At 67.1% G+C, this 21,582-nt stretch carries 21 protein-coding genes and 4 tRNA genes; 11 read left to right on the top strand and 14 right to left on the bottom strand.

The genetic code is table 11. From position 1 onward, the window contains the following. Positions 1 to 4: 4 nt before the first annotated feature. The 4 genes from P0Y60_11100 to P0Y60_11085 all read right to left on the bottom strand — a co-directional run bounded on the left by P0Y60_11100 (position 5) and on the right by P0Y60_11085 (position 3,368). Positions 5 to 448 carry a hypothetical protein gene (locus P0Y60_11100; GenBank protein ID WEK59897.1) on the bottom strand — a complete coding sequence of 148 codons (444 nt, stop codon included), beginning with the start codon at positions 446 to 448 and terminating at the stop codon, positions 5 to 7. Between the two features lie 45 nt (positions 449 to 493). Further along, positions 494 to 1,189 carry an SPFH domain-containing protein gene (locus P0Y60_11095; GenBank protein WEK59896.1) on the bottom strand — a complete coding sequence of 232 codons (696 nt, stop codon included), beginning with the start codon at positions 1,187 to 1,189 and terminating at the stop codon, positions 494 to 496. Positions 1,190 to 1,329: 140 nt separating this feature from the next. Next, on the bottom strand, positions 1,330 to 2,778 hold the full coding sequence (locus tag P0Y60_11090) for a glycerol-3-phosphate dehydrogenase/oxidase (GenBank protein ID WEK59895.1): 1,449 nt from the start codon (positions 2,776 to 2,778) through the stop codon (positions 1,330 to 1,332). Beyond that, entirely contained in the window at positions 2,775 to 3,368 is a 594-nt protein-coding gene (locus P0Y60_11085; GenBank protein ID WEK59894.1) for a TetR/AcrR family transcriptional regulator, read from the bottom strand. Before P0Y60_11085 ends, P0Y60_11090 begins: the two co-directional genes overlap by 4 nt. A gap of 20 nt (positions 3,369 to 3,388) precedes the next feature. Between P0Y60_11085 and P0Y60_11080 the strand changes: the two genes are divergently transcribed. Genes P0Y60_11080 through P0Y60_11070 form a run of 3 tightly spaced genes read left to right on the top strand, consistent with a single transcriptional unit; the run spans position 3,389 to position 7,567 of the window. Continuing rightward, a complete protein-coding gene (locus tag P0Y60_11080; GenBank protein WEK59893.1) occupies positions 3,389 to 5,020 on the top strand; it encodes an FAD-binding oxidoreductase in 1,632 nt (543 codons plus the stop codon). Between the two features lies 1 nt (position 5,021). Next, positions 5,022 to 5,930, top strand: a complete 909-nt coding sequence (locus tag P0Y60_11075; GenBank protein WEK59892.1) for a diacylglycerol kinase family protein — start codon at positions 5,022 to 5,024, stop codon at positions 5,928 to 5,930. Further along, positions 5,927 to 7,567: a GMC family oxidoreductase gene (locus tag P0Y60_11070; protein ID WEK59891.1), complete on the top strand. Its 1,641-nt coding sequence runs from the start codon at positions 5,927 to 5,929 to the stop codon at positions 7,565 to 7,567. The genes P0Y60_11075 and P0Y60_11070 overlap by 4 nt, the downstream gene beginning before the upstream one ends. Before the next feature lie 51 nt (positions 7,568 to 7,618). Here the strand turns inward: P0Y60_11070 and P0Y60_11065 are convergent, their stop codons facing one another. The 4 genes from P0Y60_11065 to P0Y60_11050 all read right to left on the bottom strand — a co-directional run bounded on the left by P0Y60_11065 (position 7,619) and on the right by P0Y60_11050 (position 12,818). Next, the gene (locus P0Y60_11065; protein ID WEK62903.1) at positions 7,619 to 9,763 is read right to left on the bottom strand and encodes a 3-hydroxyacyl-CoA dehydrogenase NAD-binding domain-containing protein; all 2,145 of its coding nucleotides are present in this window, start codon (positions 9,761 to 9,763) and stop codon (positions 7,619 to 7,621) included. 8 nt (positions 9,764 to 9,771) lie between these two features. Further along, on the bottom strand, positions 9,772 to 10,977 hold the full coding sequence (locus P0Y60_11060; GenBank protein ID WEK59890.1) for a thiolase family protein: 1,206 nt from the start codon (positions 10,975 to 10,977) through the stop codon (positions 9,772 to 9,774). Between the two features lie 73 nt (positions 10,978 to 11,050). Further along, positions 11,051 to 12,244, bottom strand: a complete 1,194-nt coding sequence (locus P0Y60_11055; GenBank protein WEK59889.1) for a ribonuclease D — start codon at positions 12,242 to 12,244, stop codon at positions 11,051 to 11,053. After that, on the bottom strand, positions 12,237 to 12,818 hold the full coding sequence (locus P0Y60_11050) for a DUF3000 domain-containing protein (protein WEK59888.1): 582 nt from the start codon (positions 12,816 to 12,818) through the stop codon (positions 12,237 to 12,239). The genes P0Y60_11055 and P0Y60_11050 overlap by 8 nt, the downstream gene beginning before the upstream one ends. Before the next feature lie 25 nt (positions 12,819 to 12,843). Between P0Y60_11050 and P0Y60_11045 the strand changes: the two genes are divergently transcribed. Continuing rightward, positions 12,844 to 13,998 carry an alpha/beta fold hydrolase gene (locus tag P0Y60_11045; GenBank protein ID WEK59887.1) on the top strand — a complete coding sequence of 385 codons (1,155 nt, stop codon included), beginning with the start codon at positions 12,844 to 12,846 and terminating at the stop codon, positions 13,996 to 13,998. Here the strand turns inward: P0Y60_11045 and P0Y60_11040 are convergent. Together P0Y60_11040 and P0Y60_11035 are read right to left on the bottom strand one after the other, a co-directional pair. Beyond that, positions 13,982 to 14,413 carry a SufE family protein gene (locus P0Y60_11040; protein ID WEK59886.1) on the bottom strand — a complete coding sequence of 144 codons (432 nt, stop codon included), beginning with the start codon at positions 14,411 to 14,413 and terminating at the stop codon, positions 13,982 to 13,984. The genes P0Y60_11045 and P0Y60_11040 overlap by 17 nt on opposite strands. A 19-nt stretch (positions 14,414 to 14,432) precedes the next feature. After that, positions 14,433 to 15,326: a sulfurtransferase gene (locus P0Y60_11035; GenBank protein ID WEK59885.1), complete on the bottom strand. Its 894-nt coding sequence runs from the start codon at positions 15,324 to 15,326 to the stop codon at positions 14,433 to 14,435. A 145-nt stretch (positions 15,327 to 15,471) separates the two neighbouring features. On the opposite strand from P0Y60_11035, the gene zapE reads away from it, so the two are divergent. The 4 genes from zapE to P0Y60_11015 all read left to right on the top strand — a co-directional run bounded on the left by zapE (position 15,472) and on the right by P0Y60_11015 (position 18,965). After that, positions 15,472 to 16,509, top strand: coding sequence for a cell division protein ZapE (zapE, locus tag P0Y60_11030; protein WEK59884.1), 1,038 nt, complete (start codon positions 15,472 to 15,474; stop codon positions 16,507 to 16,509). 134 nt (positions 16,510 to 16,643) lie between these two features. Next, complete coding sequence (locus P0Y60_11025; GenBank protein WEK59883.1) at positions 16,644 to 17,882, top strand: ammonium transporter; 1,239 nt, start codon at positions 16,644 to 16,646, stop codon at positions 17,880 to 17,882. An 18-nt stretch (positions 17,883 to 17,900) separates the two neighbouring features. Then, complete coding sequence (locus tag P0Y60_11020; protein WEK59882.1) at positions 17,901 to 18,476, top strand: type II toxin-antitoxin system PemK/MazF family toxin; 576 nt, start codon at positions 17,901 to 17,903, stop codon at positions 18,474 to 18,476. Between the two features lie 102 nt (positions 18,477 to 18,578). After that, positions 18,579 to 18,965, top strand: a complete 387-nt coding sequence (locus P0Y60_11015; GenBank protein ID WEK59881.1) for an SPW repeat protein — start codon at positions 18,579 to 18,581, stop codon at positions 18,963 to 18,965. Between the two features lie 54 nt (positions 18,966 to 19,019). Here P0Y60_11015 and P0Y60_11010 read toward each other — a convergent pair whose 3' ends face one another. The 3 genes from P0Y60_11010 to P0Y60_11000 all read right to left on the bottom strand — a co-directional run bounded on the left by P0Y60_11010 (position 19,020) and on the right by P0Y60_11000 (position 20,226). Continuing rightward, positions 19,020 to 19,445: a GIY-YIG nuclease family protein gene (locus tag P0Y60_11010; protein ID WEK59880.1), complete on the bottom strand. Its 426-nt coding sequence runs from the start codon at positions 19,443 to 19,445 to the stop codon at positions 19,020 to 19,022. A 30-nt stretch (positions 19,446 to 19,475) separates the two neighbouring features. Continuing rightward, positions 19,476 to 19,967: a hypothetical protein gene (locus P0Y60_11005; protein ID WEK59879.1), complete on the bottom strand. Its 492-nt coding sequence runs from the start codon at positions 19,965 to 19,967 to the stop codon at positions 19,476 to 19,478. 183 nt (positions 19,968 to 20,150) lie between these two features. Beyond that, a tRNA-Val gene (locus P0Y60_11000) sits at positions 20,151 to 20,226 on the bottom strand. A gap of 151 nt (positions 20,227 to 20,377) precedes the next feature. Here P0Y60_11000 and P0Y60_10995 point away from each other — a divergent pair. From P0Y60_10995 to P0Y60_10985, 3 genes are all read left to right on the top strand, one after another. Beyond that, a tRNA-Gly gene (locus P0Y60_10995) sits at positions 20,378 to 20,450 on the top strand. Positions 20,451 to 20,504: 54 nt separating this feature from the next. Continuing rightward, positions 20,505 to 20,575, top strand: a tRNA-Cys gene (locus P0Y60_10990). Between the two features lie 29 nt (positions 20,576 to 20,604). Beyond that, positions 20,605 to 20,676: transfer RNA gene (locus P0Y60_10985), tRNA-Val, on the top strand. 112 nt (positions 20,677 to 20,788) lie between these two features. Here the strand turns inward: P0Y60_10985 and P0Y60_10980 are convergent. Beyond that, the gene (locus P0Y60_10980; GenBank protein ID WEK59878.1) at positions 20,789 to 21,580 is read right to left on the bottom strand and encodes a polyprenol monophosphomannose synthase; all 792 of its coding nucleotides are present in this window, start codon (positions 21,578 to 21,580) and stop codon (positions 20,789 to 20,791) included. Between the last annotated feature and the right edge of the window lie 2 nt (positions 21,581 to 21,582).

Genomic DNA, 21,582 nt, shown 5'->3' with positions numbered 1-21,582 from the left:
CCGGTCATTGTTCGCGACGCGATTGGCGGACACTCCAGGCCCAACCACCGACGACGGACAGGGCGCACGCTGCGATGACCGCGCCGGCGAAGTGCCAGGAGATCTGAGGGTGCGCGCGAGCGACGTTCGCGATCAGGATCACCGCTGTTCCCGCTCCGGCCCCCAGGCCGGCGTAGGCGAGTACGTGGAGGGTGACGCGGTGCGTGTTCGCCAGCAGACGGCCGAGAACCCAGGCAAGTGGGCTACCCGCCAGCATCACGAGGATTGATACGACCGCGCCCAAGGGGATGCCGTAGACGAGGAACACCACCACTGACGTGTAGGCGTCACCCCACGGCGGACCGGACTGCATCAGCCCCATGGCGATGAGATAGACCACCAAGAAGGCCATGAAGATGAGCCATGCGGTCCACGCGCCGCGCCAGAAATCACGACGGGTGAAGCGCATGCCCACAGCGTAGCCCGTCGTCGTGGGTGTTCCCGGAGGAATGGGTCAGTTCAGGGCATGGAGCGCGGCCACGGCCTGCGCCCCACGATCGGCATCCCGGAGGGCCGTCGAGAGCAGGTACCCGTCCGTGAGGGCATCGCCGGTCACCATCACCCGCACGAGTTCCACACCGCATGCGCGGCGCACCTCATCGCTGCTCGCGGCGATCACGCGGGTGTTGATCTCGTCGTTGTGGGGGAGTTCCGCCCCGTCGATCCCGCGGATCACATCGCGCAATGCGGCTCCGACGATGTTCGAGGCGCGTTCCTTCACGTTCACGACATCGAGCTCGAACACGCGCAGATCACGTCCGTTGGGTATCGGCCGCCATTCGAACGAGGCGTGCACGCGGTGCTGGTGCCCGGCAGCGCCGGTCATCTCCCTGGCCGGGAGGTCGGTGGCACGGCAGCGCACGTCGATGAGCTTGTACCAGTAGAACAGCGGGAAGGCCCCGTGCGATCCGGGATCCAGGACGACGACCTCGCCGACGGCGCCACCACGGTTCGTCGGGCGGCGGGCAGGCCGGTTGCGGATGATCGGTTTGCCGTTGCGCGTGCGGATGGCCGCCCAGCCCTCGTCGACCGTGACGATGAAGATCTTGAGCAGGGCCGGCACCACGAGCAGGATCGTGAGAACGGCAGTACCCGTCTTCAGCAGCCCCGAGACTCCTTTACCGCCCAACATCGTGAGGAGCATGTCCATGATCACCACTGTGCACGCTGGATGTGCCGGACGCGGACGACGGAGTCGCTGACGCCGCGGAGTTCACTCGCTGTTCTGTGCATGTTCCCCTGAGTGCACCGCGGTGGAAACGAAACGGGCCGCTCGGGGACACCCGCGCGTCATCCGTAGTCGCTGAGCGCCTCCGTCACGATCGCCTCCACATCGGCCTGTGTGCGCTCTCGGTCCTTCTCCACGAGTCCGACGCGCGTGCGACGGTCGAGCACGTCGTCCGCACTCATCGCGCCCTCGGCGTGCACAGCGTACCCGATCTCGGCTCGAGTGAGTCCGGTCGCGTGATCGAACGGCCGATCCGGAGGCGGCGTCCGATCGACAAGACGGAAGGAGTGCGTGCGGCTGGCAGGTGCGGAGAGACCGTGGGTGCGCGTGGCCAGATCGATCGCGTCCTCCGCCATGCGGCGGTAGGTGGTGAGCTTGCCCCCGAGGACGGTGATGACCCCCGAACCGGACACTTTCACGAGGTGACGCCGCGAGATGTCCGCTGTGGTCTCGGCCCCCGTGTCGACGAGAGGGCGGAGGCCGGCGAATGCGCCGCGCACCTGATCCCTGCGGATCGGCGTCGCGATCGCGCGATTGAGATCGGCGAGCAGGAAGGCGATCTCCGACTCCGTCGGGGCGGCGACACGGGGCACCGGTCCCGGAGCATCCTCATCGGTCAAGCCCACGATCACGCGTCCGTGCTGCTGTGGCAGCGCGAACACGTACCGGCTGATCGAGCCCTGCTGAGGAATGGTGAGGGCGGCTGACGGGCAGCCGAGATCGGCGGCATCGAGCACGATGTGCGTTCCGCGGCTCGGACGCATCGCGATCTCGTCGTCGAGTGTTCCCGCCCACACGCCCGTCGCGTTGATGACGACGCGTGCGCGCAGTGTCAGGCGCTGGCCGGAGACGCTGTCTTCCACCACGACGCGGTCGTGATGAAGGGTGTGTGCTCGAACCCTGGTGAGTATCCGGGCGCCGAGCGACGCCGCGGTTCGTGCGACGGTGACGACCAGACGGGCGTCGTCGACCAGCTGCCCGTCGAAGGAGAGCATGCCACCGCGCAGGCCGCTCGTTTCGAGGGCGGGAAAGAGCTCGCGCGCGTGGCCGGGCGACACCAGCCGGGGTGCGGGCAGCACGCGACGCGGGGTTCGCGCCCGCATCCGCAGGAGATCGCCGAGCGACATGCCGACGACTCCGGCGGCGCGCTGCTGCAGCGATACGTCGCGCGAGAAAGGGAGCAGTTGACCGAGCGGGTGGATGAGATGAGGTGCGATCCTCGTCATCAGGAGGTGGCGTTCGTGCGCACTCTCCTTCGCGGTGGCCACGTCGCCGGTGGCGAGATAGCGCAGTCCTCCGTGCACGAGCTTGGAACTGAATCTGCTCGTCCCGAACGCGAGGTCCTCCGCCTCGATGAGCGTGGTCCTCAAACCGCGGGTGGCGGCATCCAGTGCTGCCCCCACTCCGGTGATGCCGCCCCCGACGATGAGCACGTCGGCGACCTCGTGCGCTGCGTGTTCCAGGTCGATGGCCCGACGCGCCACGTTGAGGTCGGGGGAGTGCGGCATCATGGCCGGAGCATGCCGTCCAGCGCGGCCCGGAGCTCTCGCTCCCAGGCATCTTCCGAGATGAGATCCGACACGGTCCCGTGCGACAGGACGGCGGACTGCGCGATGAGCAGCACCATGACAGCGACCTCGTCGGCCGCAGCGGTACGCACGGTGCCCCCGGCCTGGGCCCTGCCGATGGCCGCACCGAGCCACGCGAGGATCAGGCGCTGGCTCGATCCGACCCGGTGCAGCGTATACCGGGTGAATGCCTCCGGTTCATCGTCGAGCAGCCGGGCGAACACATGATCGGTGCGGAACAGGGTGATGAAGCGCAGGATGTCGTCGACGAGGCCGGCGCGTGTGTCGGCGGGATCGGGGAAACCGGTCAGGATGGTCGACACCCGCCGCAGCAACGCCGATCTGATGACGTCGTCGGAGTCGGCCCAGCTGCGGTAGATCGTCGGTCGGCTCGCTCGGGCGCGGCGGGCGAGCTCTGCGATGGTCAAGCCGTGCACACCGACCCGTCGGATGAGGTCATCGGCGGCGTCGAGGATCCTCGACTGGGTGCCGTCCCATGATCGCGCCGTGGGGATTGGTTGACGTTCTTCCATGATCTGTCACACTGTAACGCATGGAACAGGACGACGGCAGGGTCGACGACGAGCCGATGCGATGGAACGGCTGGGGCGACCCCGAGAAGGCGAAAGAACTGCCCCGCGCCGTGCGCGCTCTGCTCCCGCTCCTGCTCGGACGCCTCCACAAGCCGTCCGTACGTGTCGAGCTCGCTGACGTGAGGATCGAGACATCAAGGCTCACCCCTGCCGATCTGTCGACCTTCCGGGGAATCGTCGGTGACGGTCATGTGGATTCGACCGTGGAGGCGCGTGTCCGTCACTCGGGTGGCCGTTCGACGCGAGATCTTCTGCGGCTCCGACGAGCCGATCAACCCGCACCGGACGCCGTGCTGCGACCGGCGACGCATGAGGAGGTGCGGGCGGTCCTCGTCGCTGCCACCGAGCACGATATCGCCGTGATCCCCTTCGGCGGAGGGACGAGCGTCGTGGGGGCACTGGATCCGGAGAGAGGGCGCCACCGTGCGGTCGTGAGCATGGATCTCAGGCGCCTTTCGGGCCTCCTCGCTCTGGACGTGCTCAGCGGCGAGGCTACCCTCGCCGCAGGGACCACGGGCCCCATGGCGGAGCAGCTGCTCTCGGCGCAGGGGCTCGAACTCGGACACTTCCCGCAGAGCTTCCGCTACGCCACCATCGGGGGATTCGCGGCGGCGCGATCCTCGGGCCAGAACTCGGCGGGCCACGGGCGATTCGATGCGATGGTGACGGGCATCCGGGTCGCCACGCCGACCGGTGACCTCGATCTCGGGCGATCTCCCGGCTCTGCGGCCGGTCCCGACCTGATCCGCGTCTTCCTCGGTTCGGAAGGGATCTTCGGCGTCATCACCGAGGTGAAGGTGCGCGTGCATCCGGTGCCCGCGCATCGCGTGTTCGAGGCATGGTCCGTGCCGGACTTCGCGGTCGGCGCGGACGCATTGCGGCGGATCGCGCAGCGCGGGGGCGGGCCGACCGTGATCCGTCTGTCGGATGAGGCGGAGACAGCCGTGAGCCTTGCCCAGGTGGGCAGGATCGGCAAGGCGATGGCGAAGGGGGCGAGCATCGTCACCGTGTACGAGGGGGACGATGTCGAGCACCGACGCGCGCGGGCCGCCGAAGTGCTGCGCGCCGCCGGCGGTTCGCCATCGGGCGAGTCGGGGGCCGAGGAATGGTTGCGCGGACGATTCGACGGCCCGTACCTGCGCGACTCCCTCCTCGACGCGGGAGTGTTCTGCGAGACCCTGGAGACGGCGACGACCTGGACCAGGCTCCCCGCTGTTCGTGCGGCGGTGACGGTGGCTCTGCGAGAGGGCTTCACCGAAGCAGGGGCGCGATCGTACGTGATGTGCCACATCTCACACGTCTATCCGACCGGGGCATCCCTGTACTTCACCGTGCTCGCGGGCGTGCGCGGTGATCAATCGACCGTCTGGGACGTGGTGAAGGCACGGGTGAACGATGCGATCATCGCTGCCGGAGGGACGATCAGCCACCATCACGCTGTCGGACGCGATCACGCGCCTTGGCTGGCGCAGGAGATCGGCGACACGGGTGTGCGCATCCTCACGGCGATCAAGCGCGAGCTCGATCCACAGGGGATACTGAACCCCGGCGCCGTCATCGTGGATGATGCGCGGGCGGAGAGGGCGGACTGACGTGGGAGAGCACATCGCCGTGCTGTCGAACCCCTTCGCGGGCAAGGGTCGTGGTGCGCACGCTGCGACGATCGCGATCGAGTACCTGCGACACCAGGGCGCAGAGGTGCGCACATATTCGGGGACGTCTGCGCAGCACGCGGTGACGCTTGCCGGTGAGGCGCTCGACGACGATCCCGGCGTGCTGGTCGTCGTCGGTGGCGACGGTACCCTCTCGAGCATCCTGCCCGCCGTCACGTCGCACTCGGTGCCGATCGTGCTGGTCGCGGCAGGGACCGGGAACGATCTCGCCCGGGCGCTCCAGCTGCCGCGTGACGATCCCGCCGCCGCAGCTGCGCTGGCGCTTCACGGTGTACCGGCCGTCATCGACGTGGGCGAGATCACCGATCGGGACGGGACGACACTGTTCCTCACCGTCGCAGCGCTCGGTTTCGACGCCAAGGTGAGCGATCGCACCAACCGACTGACGTGGCCGCGCGGAGTGCTGCGCTACCACCTCGCGCTGCTCGTCGAGCTCGTCCGGCTGCAACCCATGCGATTCCGGTGGGGCGTGGACGGCGAACCTCTGCACGATGCGCCCGGCACTCTGATCGCCGTCGGCAACACGGCGAGCTATGGGGGAGGGATGCCGGTCTGCGCGGGAGCGGAGGCGGATGACGGGATGCTCGACCTCGTGCACGTGCGCCCGATCGGACGGCTGAGGCTCATCCGACTTTTCCCGCTCCTGCTGAAGGGGCGTCACCTGTCCCGCCCTGAGGTGAGCCATCGGCGTGCGCGTACGGTGCGGGTCTCCGCTCCCGGCCTCGTGGTCTACGCCGACGGTGAGCGCGCCGGTGTCGACGACTGCACGATCGGTCTGCGCGCAGGGACACTCGCGATCATGGTTCCGGCCGCGGGCGGTGAGGCATGAGCGAGTTCGACCACGACGTCGTGATCGTCGGTTCAGGCTTCGGCGGCTCGGTGGCAGCGCTGCGTCTGAGCGAGAAGGGGTATCGGGTGCGCGTCTTCGAAGCCGGGCGACGCTTCGAGGACGATGACTTCGCGAAGACCAGCTGGAATCTCAGACGCTACCTCTGGGCTCCAGCGCTCGGCTGCTACGGCGTGCAGCGGATCCACCGACTTCCCCACGTCATGATCCTCGCCGGCGCAGGTGTCGGTGGCGGGTCGCTGAACTACGCGAACACGCTCTACCGACCGGGCGCATCGTTCTTCACCGATGCGCAGTGGCGCGACGTGGCCGACTGGGAGACGGAGCTCGCGCCGCACTACGCCACGGCACAACGCATGCTGGGCGTGGTCGAGCACTATCCGCACACCGGCCCGGTCGAGCGCATCATGGCCGGCGCGGCGGCGGACCTCGGCGTCGGCGACACCTTCCGACACGCACCGGTTGGCGTATGGTTCGGCGCACCGGGGGAACGGGTGCCGGACCCTTATTTCGGCGGGGAGGGTCCTGACCGAACCGGTTGCACGCTGTGCGGGAACTGCATGGTGGGATGCCGGGTCGGCGCGAAGAACACGTTGATGAAGAACTATCTGGCCCTCGCCGAGCGGCGCGGTGTGGTGATCGAGGCCCTGCGCACGGTCACGGAGGTGCGCGCGTTGCCCGACGGGGGGTTCGCCCTCACCACGCGTCGCAGCGGCTCATGGCTGCGGCGCCGCGAACAGATCGTGAGCGCGCGCGAGGTCGTGCTGGCCGCGGGCACATGGGGCACTCAACAATTGCTCCACCGGATGAAGCATGAGGGGCTCCTTCCGGAAGTCTCGGATGCGATCGGTCGACTGACGCGCACGAACTCCGAGGCGCTCGACGGCGCTGTGGCCACGCGTGTGCCGCAGAACTTGGGACTTGCCCGAGGGGTCGCCATCACCACGTCCTTCCACGTCGACGAGCGCACGCACGTGGAGAACGTCCGCTACGGGCCCGGCTCCAACCTCATGGGCGCTCTCGCCACGGTGATGGTGCCGGGGGAGCGCGGACTCTTCCGGCGCTTGGGAAGCGTGGTGGGGCAGACACTGCGCGCGCCGGTGCGTCAGTTCCGCCTCGGATCGTTGAGACGCTGGAGCGAGCGGGGAATCATCGCGCTCGTGATGCAGACGGTCGACAACTCCTTGACGCTGTCACTGCGGCGGAAGTTCGGACGGCTCACTCTCACGAGTGCTCAGGGGCACGGGGCGCCGAACCCCAGCCATCTGCCCCAGGCGCATCGTGCCGCAGCAGCGATCGCGGCGCGTATGCAGGCGGACGGCGGGGCACCCGCCGCGGCCCGGGGTTCCTGGCCCGAGGTGTTCGGCATTCCGCTCACCGCCCATTTCCTGGGCGGAGCGGTGATCTCCGCCTCGCCCCGCGAGGGAGTCGTCGACCGCTATCACCGCGTATGGGGGCATCCGGGCCTTCACGTCGTCGACGGAGCCGCGGTGCCGGCCAACCCCGGGGTCAATCCCTCGCTGACGATCACCGCGCTGTCGGAAAGGGCATTGTCGTTCTGGCCCATGAAGGGGGCTGCGGACTCTCGTCCGGACCAGGGGGATCTTCTCGCCCCGTGAACGCCGAAGGGGCCGCGCCGAAGCGCGACCCCTCCGGTTCGTCCGCTGCGGTCAGCGGTTCTCGATGCCGCGGATCTGCGGCGTGTGGAACGATCCGCCGAAGGCGCGCTCCGATGCTCCCTCTCGATCGAGGTAGGGCGAGGCGCCGCCGTCGATGAACGGCCAGCCGGCTCCGAGGATGAGGCAGAGGTCGATGTCCTCGACCTCGGGAACCACGCCTTCGTCGAGCATGAGCTTGATCTCCTGAGCCAGGCCGTCCTGCACCCGACCGAGGATCGTGCTCGCCGACGCGGGTGCGGACCCGAGTGCAGGCTTGATGAGCTTCTCCGCCTGCTTCGTCCATCCCGTCACCCGGCCGCCCTTGTCCTTCTCGACGACGGAGTCCAGCCCCGCGAGTGCGTGGAAGTTCTCGTTGGCGTAGAAGCGATCGGGGAAGGCATGGACCATGGTGTCCTGCACGTGCGCGGCGACCTTCCAGCCGACCAGATCGATCAACTGGAACGGTCCCATCGGCAACCCGAGCGGCCCGAACGCCTTCTCGACATCGGCGATCGGAGTGCCTTCGTACACGGCACGAGCGGCTTCGCCCATGACCTTCGCCAGCAGACGGTTCACCACGAAGCCGGGAGCGTCGGCGGTGAGCACCGCGTTCTTGCCCAGGTTCCGTGCCACGACGAACGCCGTGGAGAGCGCGGCATCCGACGTCGTCGGTGTGCGGACGATCTCGATCAGCGGCATGACGGCGACCGGGTTGAAGAAGTGGAATCCGACCAGCCGCTCCGGATTCGCGAGCTTCGAGCCGATCTCCTCGACCGAGAGCGACGACGTGTTCGTCGCCAGGATCGCGTCGTCGGCGATGATCTTCTCGATCTCCCCGAACACCTGCTGCTTGACGCCGACCTCTTCGAACACGGCCTCGATGACGAAGTCGCAGTCCGCGTAGAGGCTCTTGTCGGTGGTTCCGGTGACGAGAGCACGCAGCTTGTTCGCGGAGTCGGCGTCGAGCCGACCCTTTGCTTCGAGCTTGCCGATCTCCTCGTGGATGTACGCGACGCCCTTGTCGACGCGGGCCTGGTCGAGGTCCGTGATCAGCACCGGCACCTGCAGCTTGCGCACGAACAGCAGTGCGAACTGGCTGGCCATGAGACCAGCACCGATGATGCCGACCTTGGTGACCTTCTTCGCGAGCGCCTTGTCCGGCGCGCCGACGGGGCGCTTGGCACGCTTCTGCACCAGGTCGAATGCGTACATCGACGCGGCGAACTGGTCGCCGGTGACGAGTTCGGCGAGTGCCTCGTCTTCGCGAGCGAAGCCCTCCGCCTTCGTACCGCTCTTCGCCTTGTCGAGCAGATCGAGTGCGGCGTAGGGAGACTTCGGAACCGTGCCGATCTTCGACTCGAGCATGCCTCGGGCCATCTTGATCGCGATCGGCCACTTGGTGAGCCGCTCGATCTTGCCCGGCTCGTCCTTGCGCTCGACCTTCTTCCCACCGAGTACCGCATCGGCCCAGGCCAGCGAGTTCTCGAGGTAGTTCGCCGCGGGGAAGATCGCATCGAAGATCCCGAGGTCGAACGCCTGCTGCGGCTTGAGCATGCGGTTCTGCTTGAGGGGGTTCGAGATCACGACCTCGAGTGCGTTCTCGATGCCGATCAGGTTCGGCAGCAGGTACGCGCCGCCCCAGCCCGGGATGATCCCGAGGAAGACCTCGGGGAGGGCCACAGCTGCAGCGGAGGCATCGACCGTGCGGTACGACGAGTTCAACGCGATCTCGAGCCCGCCGCCGAGCGCGAGTCCGTTCACGAATGCGAAGGAGGGAACTCCGAGCTCGGAGAATGTGCCGAGCACCTTGTGCCCCAGCTGCGCGATCAGTCGAGCGTTGTCGCGTGAGCCGACCTTGCTGATGTCGGACAGGTCGGCGCCGGCGGCGAGGATGTACTGCTTGCCCGTGATGCCGACGGCCTGGATCTCGCCGGACGCGGCGCGTGCCTTCAACCCGTCGAGAGTCTCACCGAGCTGCGTGAGCGTCGCCGGACCGAGCGTGTTCGGGCGGGTGTGGTCACGGCCGTTGTCGAGCGTGATGAGGGCCAGCACCTTGCCCGAGGCGAGACGGATGTCGCGCACGGGGGCGTGCGTGATGACCTCGCCCTCGGTGAGCGCCTGGATGGGGGAGAAGTCGATGGCGTCGTAGTTCGTCACAGGGGCGCTCACTTCTTCTTCCTGCCGTTGTAGTGCGGGTTCTCCCAGATGACAGAACCTCCCTGACCGAGACCGACGCACATGGCCGTGAGGCCGTAGCGCACGTCAGGGCGCTCGGCGAACTGCGCGGCGAGCTGGATCATCAGACGCACGCCGGATGCGGCGAGCGGGTGGCCGAGGGCGATCGCTCCGCCCCACTGATTGACGCGGGGATCGTCGTCCGCGATTCCGAAGTGGTCGAGGAGTGAGATCACCTGGATCGCGAACGCCTCATTCAGCTCGAACAGCCCGATGTCGCTGATGCTCAGTCCGGCCTTCTTGAGCGCCTTCTCCGTCGAGGGGATCGGGCCGATCCCCATGATCTCCGGCTGCACGCCGGCGAACGCGAACGACACCATACGCATCTTCGGGGCGAGACCGAACTCCTTCACGGCGCCGCCGCCGGCGAGCAGCGACATCGTCGCGCCGTCGGTGAGGGGCGAGGACGTTCCGGCGGTGACCCGACCGTGGGGACGGAACGGCGTCTTCAGTGCTGCGAGGTCTTCCATCGTCGTCTGTGGACGGCGGCCCTCGTCTTCCGAGGCGAGCCCCCACGCGCCGTCGGCACCCTTGACCGCGACCGACACCAGATCGGGCTGGATCTTGCCGGCGTCATACGCGGCCTGCACCTTGTGCTGGCTGAGCATGCCGAAGCGGTCCGAGCGTTCCTTGGTGAGGTGAGGGAAGCGATCGAAGATGCGCTCTGCGGTCACGCCCATGTTGAGTGCGCCGGGGTCGACCATCTTCTCCGCGACGAAACGCGGGTTGGGGTCGGCGTTGCCACCGATCGGGTGGTGTCCCATGTGCTCGACACCGCCGGCGAGCGCGAAGTCGTACATCCCGACGCCGATGGAGGCGCCCATCGTGGTGACGCTGGTCATCGCGCCGGCGCACATGCGCTCGACGGCGAGGCCGGGGACGGTCTGGGGCAGGCCGGCGAGGATCGCCACGGAGCGTCCGAGCGTGAGGCCCTGATCCCCGGTCTGCGACGTCGCGGCGATCGCGACGTCGTCGATGCGGTCGGCCGGCACGGCCGCGTTCCGCTCCAACAGGCCGATGGTCGCCTTGACGGCGAGGTCATCAGCGCGGGTGTTCCAGTACATGCCCTTTTCGCCGGCGCGCCCGAAGGGGGTGCGCACTCCATCGACGAAGAAGACGTCCGAGATCTCGGCCACTCTGCCTCCAAGTTTGTGCGGTGGCCTCAGTCTATGGAGGCCCCGAAAACGGGAGGAATCGGTTGGATCGAACCTACGAAACGGGCGCGGAGGCCTCGTCGGGCGATTGCGCGGCTTCTACAAAGGCGTCCGCGATCTTCTGTGCGGTCTGTTCAATCTGCCAGGGACGCGCTCCGAGCGCGACGAGGGCATCGCCGATCTCCGCGGCGCTCTGGCCGGGAAGGTCCCAGGCGATGCGTCGCAGGAACTCCGGAGTGAGCAGGTTCTCGGTCGGCATGGACAAGCCCTCGGCGATCGCCTCGACGACGGGGCGAGCGGCCTTCAGACGAGCGTCGGCCTCAGGATTGCGATCCGCCCACGCACGCGGCGGCGGGAGTGCGTCGCTCGGCACGCGTTCGCGCGGGAGTTCTTCGGTGGCACGTCCATCGACGAACGCCTGCCACCAGCGATCGAGCTGAGTGCGGCTCGCGCGCCCCTGGAACTCCTTGATCGCCGCGAGGGCCTGCTTGCTCTGGGGATTCGCCATGAGCGCTGCGACCAGTGAACGATCGGGCACGAGTCGACCGGGGGAGACGTCCTGCTCCTGCGCGTATGACTCCCTGGACTGCCAGAGCGCGCGGGCGACCGCCAGATTGCGCGCGCCGCGCACCTGGTGCAGGCCGCTCAGACGTCGCCAGGGATCCTCGCGCGGCGGCTTGGGCGCACGGGACAGCGTCGCCGCGAACTCCTCTTCGGCGAAGGACGTCTTGTCCTGCTCGATCAGTTCGGCTGCGAGCGCATCGCGAACATCGACCAGATGCAGCACGTCCAGCGCGGCGTAGTCCAACCACGAGTCGGGGAGCGGACGCGTCGACCAGTCTGCTGCCGAGTGCTCTTTCTTCAGTGTGATGCCGAGCGTGTGCTCGACGACGGCTGCGAGCCCGACCCGCTCGTGACCGAGCAGGCGCGAGGCGAGCTCGGTGTCGAAGATCGACGGCGGTTCGAGCTCCAGCTCCCGAAGCGACGGGAGATCCTGACTGGCGGCATGGAAGACCCACTCGATGTCGCCGATGGCCTCCTGCAGCGCGGAGAAGTCGCCGATCGCCGGCGGGTCGAACAGGAAGACACCGGCGTCGCGGCGGAACACCTGCACGAGATAGGCGCGTTGCGAGTAGCGGAAGCCCGAGGCGCGTTCCACGTCGACTGCGACCGGACCGGTGCCGTCGGCAAGTACGGCGCACGCTGCGCGGAATTCGTCGACATCCGAGATCACGGAGTATTCAGTCACGTACAGCCTTTCGCGCGCCGATCACGGCGATGCCCTCGGAGCCCGGCGGAAGTCCCGCCAGCATTCCGACCAGCTCGGCCCATGCTTCGACATGTGGTCGGAACGGGCCTTGCGGAGTCCAGGACGCACGCAATTCTATCTGTGCGCCGTCGCCTTCCTCGGCGAGCCCGCCGAATCCCTTCGACAGCGTCTTCGTCGAGGTGCCGGATGCGGCGCGGTAGGCCGCGTCACGGGAGTCGAGTGCATCGACCAGCCACGACCAGGTGACGTCGGCGAGCAGCGGGTCGGTTCCGATCTCCGTCTCCAGCGGCGCCTGCGCGAAGATGATGATCCTCCACGCCCCACCCCAGGCGTCGGGCTCGTCCGGATCGTGGAGCAGCACGAAGCGCCCGGTGCCGTAGACCGAATCTCCGTCGTCGCCCGGGCGCACGTCGGCGGCGAGGGCGAGGGAGAACGGGGCCAGGCCCTGGGGCGTGCCGATCTCACGAACGACGATGTCGTCGCGGAACGCGGTCTCGCGCAGTTCAGCGGTGGCGCTGTCGAAGAGGGACCCGGCGTCGGGGGGTTCGGTCACGGCAACAGGCTAGAGTCAGGAGGCGATGAAGAGTCTCAGGCACGCCGTTGCACTCCTTGTCCCCGCTCTGCTCGCGCTCGGGGGCGTCTTCGCGTTCATCGTGCTCCGTGTCGCCCGCAGGGTCGTCACACCGGCGCGCCGTGCGACGGACACCGTGATCCTGGCCGTCGACACCGGGGCGCAGACGATCGAGCTGCACCGCACCCTCGACACCGAGTTGCCGGGTCGCTACGGCCTGTTCGCGTCGGGAACCTACGGCTATGTCAAGCTCGGAGCCGTGCTCAGTGCCGACGCCACGAGCGTGCGCCGGAAGCTGCTCACGCAGGTGCAGCCGGGAGCCCAGGTCGACCGGGACGCGCGCTTCAGCGGGTGGTACTACGCGTCGCCGGCGGAACTGCACCTCGGATGCCAGAACGTGCTGATCGGCTCGTCCGCCGGGCCGTGCCCTGCGTGGTTCTTCCCGGGAGAATCGAAGACCTGGGTGATCCAGGTGCACGGGCGCGGTGCGATGCGCGCCGAGTGCCTTCGCGCCGTCCCTGTCCTGCACGCCGCAGGGATGCCGACACTGATCGTCTCCTATCGGAACGACGGGGAGGCGCCGCGCAGTCGAGGTGGTGCGTACTCCCTGGGCGCGTCCGAGTGGCGCGACGTGGATGCCGGCATCGCTTACGCCCTCCGCCACGGCGCTGATCGAGTGATCCTGATGGGATGGTCGATGGGTGGCGCCGTCGCTCTGCAGGCTGCGGTCAACTCCGGCAATCGGGATCGGATCTCCGGACTGATCCTCGAATCCCCGGTCGTCGATTGGCGAACCGTCCTCCGCTTCCAGGCCAGAGCGGCCGGCATGCACGCGCCGCTACCCGACCTCGCGATGGGTGCCCTGTCGATCCCGATCACGGCCCGACTGAGCGGAGCGGAAGACGCGATCCCGTTCGACCGTCTCGATATGGTGTCGCGGGCCGCCGAGCTCCGCACACCGATCCTGATCCTGCACAGCGAGGACGACGGTTTCGTCCCCGTCGACGCCTCTCACGCGCTGCTCGAGGCTCGACCGGATCTCGTGACGATGCCCCGCTTCACCGTCGCGCGCCACACGAAGCTCTGGAACTACGATGAGGTCGCGTGGAACGGCGCCATCGCGGACTGGCTGCGAGAGCAGGGCTTCACCGCTTCTGCGTGACCTGCTTCTTCGCCCTCATGAGCATCCCCGTCATCCCGCCGATCCGGAGCGGCGAGACCGCCTTGGTCAGCCCGATGGACTGCGGATAGTCGTCGGGGATCGCGAGAACCTCGTCGGGCGTGAGCCCTGTGATGCCCTGCACCAGGATGCTCGCGAACCCTCGGGTCGTCGGCGCCTCGGGCGGAGCGGTGGCGTGCATCGTCACGACACCGTCGATGACCTCGACGTAGATGTACACCGGCGATTGGCACTCGGCCACGCGTTCGCACATCTCCGGGTGGTCGGCCACCTCGTCGGAGACCGGAGGTAATTCGTCGGCGAACTCCAGAAGGAGCAGCAGACGATCGGCCTCCGGTGTCTCGAGGAAACCGTCGCGGATCTCGGCGAGGATGTCAGGGACTTCGGTTGCGCTCATCCCTGTCATTCTCACACGATCAGAGTGATCCGGGCTCGCTGCCGGTGACGATCGGCACGCGGACCGCGCTGCCCCATTCGGTCCAGGAGCCGTCGTAGTTGCGCACGTTCTCGAACCCCAGCAGGTGCTTGAGCACGAACCACGTGTGGCTTGAACGCTCGCCGATGCGGCAGTAGGCGACGACGTCATCGCCATCGGCGAGACCGGCACCGTCACGGTAGATGGCGTCGAGCTCGGCGCGCGAGCGGAATCCGCCATCCTCGGCGACAGCCTTCGCCCACGGAACGCTCTGAGCCGTCGGGATGTGGCCGGCCCGCAGAGTACCCTCCTCGGGGTACGCGGGGGCCGTGGTGCGCTCACCGCTGTACTCCTCCGGAGAGCGCACGTCGATCAGGGGGTTGCCGATGTGGCTGAGCACATCTTCCTTGTACGCGCGGATGACGGAGTCGTCGCGCTCGACGATCGGGTACTCGGTTGCGGGACGCACCGTGGCGTCACGCGTCAGCTCGCGTCCCTCGGAGATCCAGCGATCGCGTCCGCCGTCGAGCAGTCGCACGTCCTCGTGGCCGAACAGCGAGAACACCCACAGCGCGTACGCCGCCCACCAGTTGTTCTTGTCGCCGTAGATCACGACGGTGTCGTCGCGGGAGATGCCCTTGCGGCTGAGGAGCTCGGCGAAGCCCTCGCCATCGACGTAGTCGCGCACGACCGGGTCGTTCAACTCGGTGTGCCAGTCCACCTTCACCGCACCCGGGATGTGGCCGGTCTCATAGAGCAGCACGTCTTCGTCGGACTCGACGACGACGAGTCCCGGAGTATCGAGGCGGGAGGCGAGCCACTCGGTGGTCACGAGACGACCGGGCTCGGAATACTCGGCGAACTTGGGCGAAGTGGAATCGAACTCGATGGTCATGGGGATCTCCGTACCGGTGAGCGGGCGATGGTGCAGGGGCGGACGGCGTAGTGTTGAGCCGTCCCTTCGACGATAGATCCCCGCCGAGCACCCTGCACCCGATTCGTAAGACTTCGACACAGGCCAGCACTGATTCAGGACCGCGATGACCGACACGACGAGCAGCACGGGAATCGTGCACCTCACCGAGCGCCAGCCCACCGTCAGCGGTCCCGAGATGCTGGCGAGCCTGGTGCCGCCTCCGCAGTTCGATGGAGCGACGTTCGAGAGCTACCGTGCCGATGCCGCCTACCCGTCACAGGAGGAGGCGAAGGAGACGCTGATGCGCTTCGCCGGGCGCGCAGCGCCGGTCAAGCGCGGTGGTCTGTTCAGCAGGGCGAAGAAGGAGCCAGCGCAGAAACCGGGCGTCTACCTCGATGGAGGGTTCGGCGTCGGCAAGACCCACCTGCTCGCCTCGATCTATCACGCGATGCCCGCTCGACGGAAGTACTTCGGGTCGTTCATCGAGTACACGGCGCTCGTCGGCGCGCTCGGGTACAAGAACACCGTCGACCTCCTCAAGGGTGCCGACCTGCTCTGCATCGACGAATTCGAGCTCGATGACCCGGGCGACACGATGGTGATGACGCGTCTGCTGGGCGAACTCGTCCCGACCGGCACACGTCTGGCCGCCACATCGAACACCCCGCCGAACGCGCTGGGCGAGGGTCGGTTCGCGGCGCAGGACTTCCTCCGGGAGATCCACGCCATGTCGGACAGCTTCCAGACGCTGCGCATCGACGGCGTCGACTTCCGTCAGCGGGCGCTCGACGGGCACGCCGTCGTCCTCGATGACGACGCCTACGCGCGGGCCGTCGCTATGCGTGCCGACACGGGTTCGGCATCCGATGACGCCTTCGACGACCTCGTCCGCCACCTCGCGCAGGTGCATCCGTCCCGCTACATCCGCCTGCTCACCGGCGTCGATCTGGTGGGTTTGCGCGGGGTGCGCCAACTCGTCGACCAGTCCGAGGCGCTCCGCCTCGTCGCCTTCGTCGACCGCGTGTACGACGCGCAGATCCCGATCGTGGCGACTGGGGGCGGCCTCGACGCCGTGTTCTCCGACGAGATGCTGGCCGGCGGTTACCGCAAGAAGTATCTGCGCGCCATCTCCCGACTCAACGCGCTCACGCATTCTGCGTAACCGCGAAGCCCGCCGTAACGCGATGTTCACACGCAAGGCCATGCTGTAACAGCCCAGAAACAAACTTCACGCATTGACGAAACCGCGCGTGGTCACACTGAAGCTCTCAATTACTTCGGATGTGAGGTTTTCCTATGGATGCTCCCGGCAACATCTCGTGGGCGATCACCGCGACAGCGTTGGTCCTACTCATGACGCCCGGCGTCGCCTTCTTCTACGGCGGTCTCGTCAAGGCGAAGAGCGTCGTCAGCATGATGATGATGAGCTTCGGCTCGATCGGCCTTGTCGCCGTGCTGTGGATTCTCTTCGGCTTCTCGATGAGCGCCGTCGACAGCCCGACCGCCTTCGCAGGCAACCCCTTCGCAGACTTCGGCCTCGCGAGCCTCGCCGCCGGTGAAGGCTCGAACGTGGCACTGCTCGGCGTCGCCTACGGCGCGACGTTCGCCATCATCACCGTCGCGCTGATCTCCGGCGCGATCGCGGACCGGGCGAAGTTCGGCAGCTGGCTGATCTTCGCCGGTGTGTTCGCGACTGTCGGCTACTTCCCGGTCGCCGCCTGGGTCTGGGGCGGCGGTTGGATCATGAACCTCGGCACCACGCTGTTCGGTGAGGACAGCGGCATCGGCGTCATCGACTACGCCGGCGGTACCGCGGTGCACATCAACGCCGGTGCCGCAGCGCTGGCGCTGGCTCTCGTGCTCGGCAAGCGCATCGGCTTCCAGAAGGGCATCCTCAAGCCGCACAACGTGCCGCTGACGCTGCTCGGCGCCGCACTGCTGTGGTTCGGTTGGTTCGGCTTCAACGCGGGCGCAGAATGGCTCGCCGAGGACATGGGCGGCGTCGGCCTCATCGGCATCAACACCCTGGGCGCCACGGCAGCCGCGATCCTCGGGTGGATCCTGGTCGAGAAGATCAAGGACGGGAAGCCGACCTCAGTCGGTGCCGCATCGGGTGCTGTCGCCGGTCTCGTCGCGATCACCCCGGCGTGCGCCAACCTGACACCCGGTTGGGCACTGCTCCTGGGCGCTCTCGCCGGTGTCGTCTGCGCACTCGCCATCGAGCTGAAGTTCCGCCTCGGCTTCGACGACTCGCTCGACGTGGTCGGCATCCACCTCGTCGGTGGTCTCATCGGAACCCTGTACCTCGGATTCTTCGCCAGCGGCACCGGCCTGTTCGTGGGCGGCGACGCCCGTCAGCTTGCCGTCCAGGTGATCGCCGCGCTCGGCGTGCTGATCTACTCCTTCGTCGTCGCGTTCATCATCGGCTTCGCGATCGAGAAGACCATCGGCTTCCGGATCACGAACGAAGACGAGATCGCCGGTGTCGACCAGGTCGTCCACGGCGAAGAGGGATACGCACTCGCAGACGCGTGAGGCGGTTAGGGTGACCGTGTGAGTTCATCGAACGGCATCCTCTCCACGATCGCGGAGATCCTTCTCAAAGCGCTGGGATCGAATCGGGCGTCTCGGACCACAGGTCCGGGGCGCCCGAACGCGCGTCTGCGCCCCGAGGTCTCCGCCGCGCACGAGGCGCCCGATCACGGAATCCCGGGGGGCAGTGCCACAGTGCGGGTCGATCCGGATCGCATCGATTCCCTACGCATCGACTATGCGCCCGATCGGGACGGAGCACCGGATGCCGGGGAGATCATCTGGACGTGGGTGCCGTACGAGGAGAACGACGGTCGCGGCAAGGATCGGCCGGTGCTGGTGATCGGCCGTCAGTCGGAGGATCGTGTCTACGCGGTGCGGATGACGAGCAAGCCCCACGACGGTGACCGGGACTACCTGTCCATCGGCACCGGTGAGTGGGATTCGCAGGGGCGCGAGTCCTGGGTCGACATCGAGCAGCTCTACAGCGTGCACGAGCGCGGGCTCCGTCGTGAGGCCGCCGCGCTCGAACGCCGTCGATATGACACAGTCGCGAACGCACTTCGGTCTCGCTACGGCTGGACGACCGCGGGCTGACGAACGAGCACGACGCCTTCTTGTGAGGTTCCGCCAATCCGATTCTCTTCGGGTGCCGAACTATCCATGAGCCGTGACCGCGGCACAGCACAAGGAGGAATCATGCGTTTCATCCCCACCAAAGTCCACGGAGTGCTCGACTACGTCGTGGGCATCGCTCTGATCGCCGCACCCTGGCTCTTCGGATTCGCCGGCATGGGCGGCCCCGCCGTCATCATCCCGATCGTCCTCGGAATCGGCCTGATCGTCTACAGCCTGTTCACGAAGTACGAATGGGGCCCCTTCGGATTCATCCCGATGCCCGTCCACCTCGTCTTCGACATCGTCGCGAGCCTGTTCCTGGCGCTGTCGCCCTGGATCTTCGGCTTCTCGGGCGAGGCGATCAATGTCTGGCTGCCGCACGTGGTCGTCGGTGCCGCCGTGATCGTGGTCGTGCTGTTCTCGCAGCCGCAGCCGGGACCGTCGAGGAATCGTGCCGCCACGGCCTGATCCTCGCACCAGCTCGATGCGCCTCTTCCCCGACGGGGAGGGGCGCATCCTGTGTTATCGGGGTGCTCCGCGGATCGCTTCACTCAACCACCGCGCATAGAGGTTCCACGGCTCGCCTCGTCGCCGCAGGGTCGCGATGTGCTCCTCCACCTCTGATGTGAGGGTGAACCACTCTCCGCCCTCGCGAGCGCTGCCGAACTCGCGGTGGCGCTGCTGTTCGAGCGTGCGGTCGCCCGGTTCGAAGGCGAGCAGTTCGTCGTGCCGGATCTGGGTGAGACGCTGGCGGGGCCTGCGGCTCGTGCCGATCTTCACGCGTCGGTCGAATCGCAGATAGTAGACGACGTCGACGCGGGGGAGCGGAAGATCCGGGTCGGGGACGTCGCCGTACCTCCATCCGCACGTGCCGCAGACCCACGCGGCGTCGATGCGAGTACCCGTACGGCTGCCGCACAGGGCGCAGGGGCCAGGGAGCGTCGACATGCGGATGACGCTACGCGGGGCTACAGACAGCTAGGAGCGCTTGCGGAGCTGACGCATCTCTGACTTCGGGAATCCGAGAAGGCGCAGTTCCTCCCATCTCGTGGAGATGGTCCTCAAGCGCGCACCATTGATCTTCTCGGCATCGGTCGGGTCTTTCTGCCAGAATGCCATGGCTCCGGAGACGATCCCGACCAATGCTGAGACCGTTGTCGACACGACAGCCGACAGCGCCACGTTCGAGCCGTCACGGATGATGTCCTGAAAGCCGATCTTGCCGCCGTCCAGCAGCCAGAAGTACCCGAGCAGTCCGGCGACGACCAGCCCGACGAGAGCGACCGCAGAGAAGGCTGCGGCAAGCTTCGCCCGCTTCTTGCGACCTGCGGAGACCACGAGACGAGAGAGCTTCTCGGCGTCTGCGAGTTCTTCGGCCGGCTGCTGAAGGATCTCGACGGTCGGGTGGGTGCCGACAATCTCCATGATCGTGGAGTTGACGATATCCCGCCCGGCTGACACATCTCTCATGGCATCCAACTTTCCTGTCTGGCGGATGGAGATCTCAAAGTAGTGGGTGCTACCGACATTCCCTTTCGTCTGCCAGACGCGGCGTGATGAAGATCGGCGTCCAAGCGCGCGGCGGTGAGAGCGAGGCGGCGCGGCGATGAATAGCGAAGAGGCCTCCTGCCTGGCGACAGAAGGCCTCTCATGTGGTGGGCGATACCGGACTCGAACCGATGACCTCTTCCGTGTGAAGGAAGCGCGCTACCAACTGCGCCAATCGCCCATGACCCAGGGGGTCGACAACCGATACTACCGGACGTGATGACCCCCGGTTGACCAGTCTGGGAGACACGCGCGAGATTCGCGCTTGGTTTGGAGACGGGGGAATCATCGGCTAATGTTTCATGAGTGCCCGGGACAACCGGGAACGAAATGCGGATGTAGCGCAGTTGGTAGCGCACAACCTTGCCAAGGTTGGGGTCGCGAGTTCGAGTCTCGTCATCCGCTCGAGTGCAGAGGGTCTTCTTCGGAAGACCTTCCGCACGTGGGGTCAATCCACACGGTGGCGTGGCCGAGCGGCTAGGCACCGGCCTGCAAAGCCGTTTACACGGGTTCGAATCCCGTCGCCACCTCGTCGCACACAACTGAACAGCCTTTTTAGGCGCGATTGGCGCAGCGGTAGCGCGCTTCCCTGACACGGAAGAGGTCACTGGTTCGATCCCAGTATCGCGCACAGACAAACCCCCGGTTATCCGGGGGTTTTTTTTCGTGTCCGGGGTGAACGCCGACGGGTCCCGGCCGCAACCGGAACCCGTCAGCGTGAGGCCCGATCCGGCCTCGGACCATCAAGGTCGGACGGGCGGGAGCATCCGGTGCGACAGCGCCCGTACTGAACTCAGCTTCTTGCGGCCGCGCAGGAAGCGGCTGATCGACGTCAGGCGGCGGCGCAACCCCCACCAGGTCACGAGCGAGAGCGACTCGAGCACGATGGCACCGCTCATCTTCGACTCCCCGTGGACACGCTCGACGAAAGTGATCGGCACTTCGACCACCCGCAGCTCCCGCTCGAGCGCACGCCACAACAGGTCGACCTGGAAGCAGTATCCCTGCGATGCGACATGAAGAAGATCGATGCGACGCAGGGCCGCGGCGCTGAAGACCCGATATCCGCCCGTGGAGTCACGCACATCGATGCCCAGCGCGAGTCGTGCGTAGAGATTGCCGCCACGACTGAGCACTTGGCGGTGGCGCGACCAGTTGACGACTTCTCCGCCCGGTACCCACCGGGAGCCGAGCACGAGGTCGTGATCGATGAGCTGCTCCACCAGCTTGGGCAGCTCTTCCGGGCGATGCGACCCGTCGGCGTCCATCTCGACCAGAGCCCAGTAGTCCCGCTCAAGTCCCCACGCGAAGCCTGCGAGGTATGCCCCTCCCAGGCCGTTCTTCTCCGTGCGATGCAGTACGTTGACCTGTGGGTGGCGGACGGCGAGTTCATCCGCGAGCCTGCCCGTTCCGTCCGGCGAGGAGTCGTCGACGATCAGGATGTCGGCGTCGGCGGAGTTCAGGACGCGCTCGACGATCGATTCGATGTTCTCGATCTCGTTGAAGGTGGGGATGATGACGAGTGTCTCGTTCATGG

The sequence above is a fragment of the Candidatus Microbacterium colombiense genome, assembly GCA_029203165.1.
GTDB lineage: Bacteria > Actinomycetota > Actinomycetes > Actinomycetales > Microbacteriaceae > Microbacterium > Microbacterium colombiense.
Note: the sequence above shows the minus strand (reverse complement) of the source record. Positions and strands in the feature narration are given on the sequence as shown.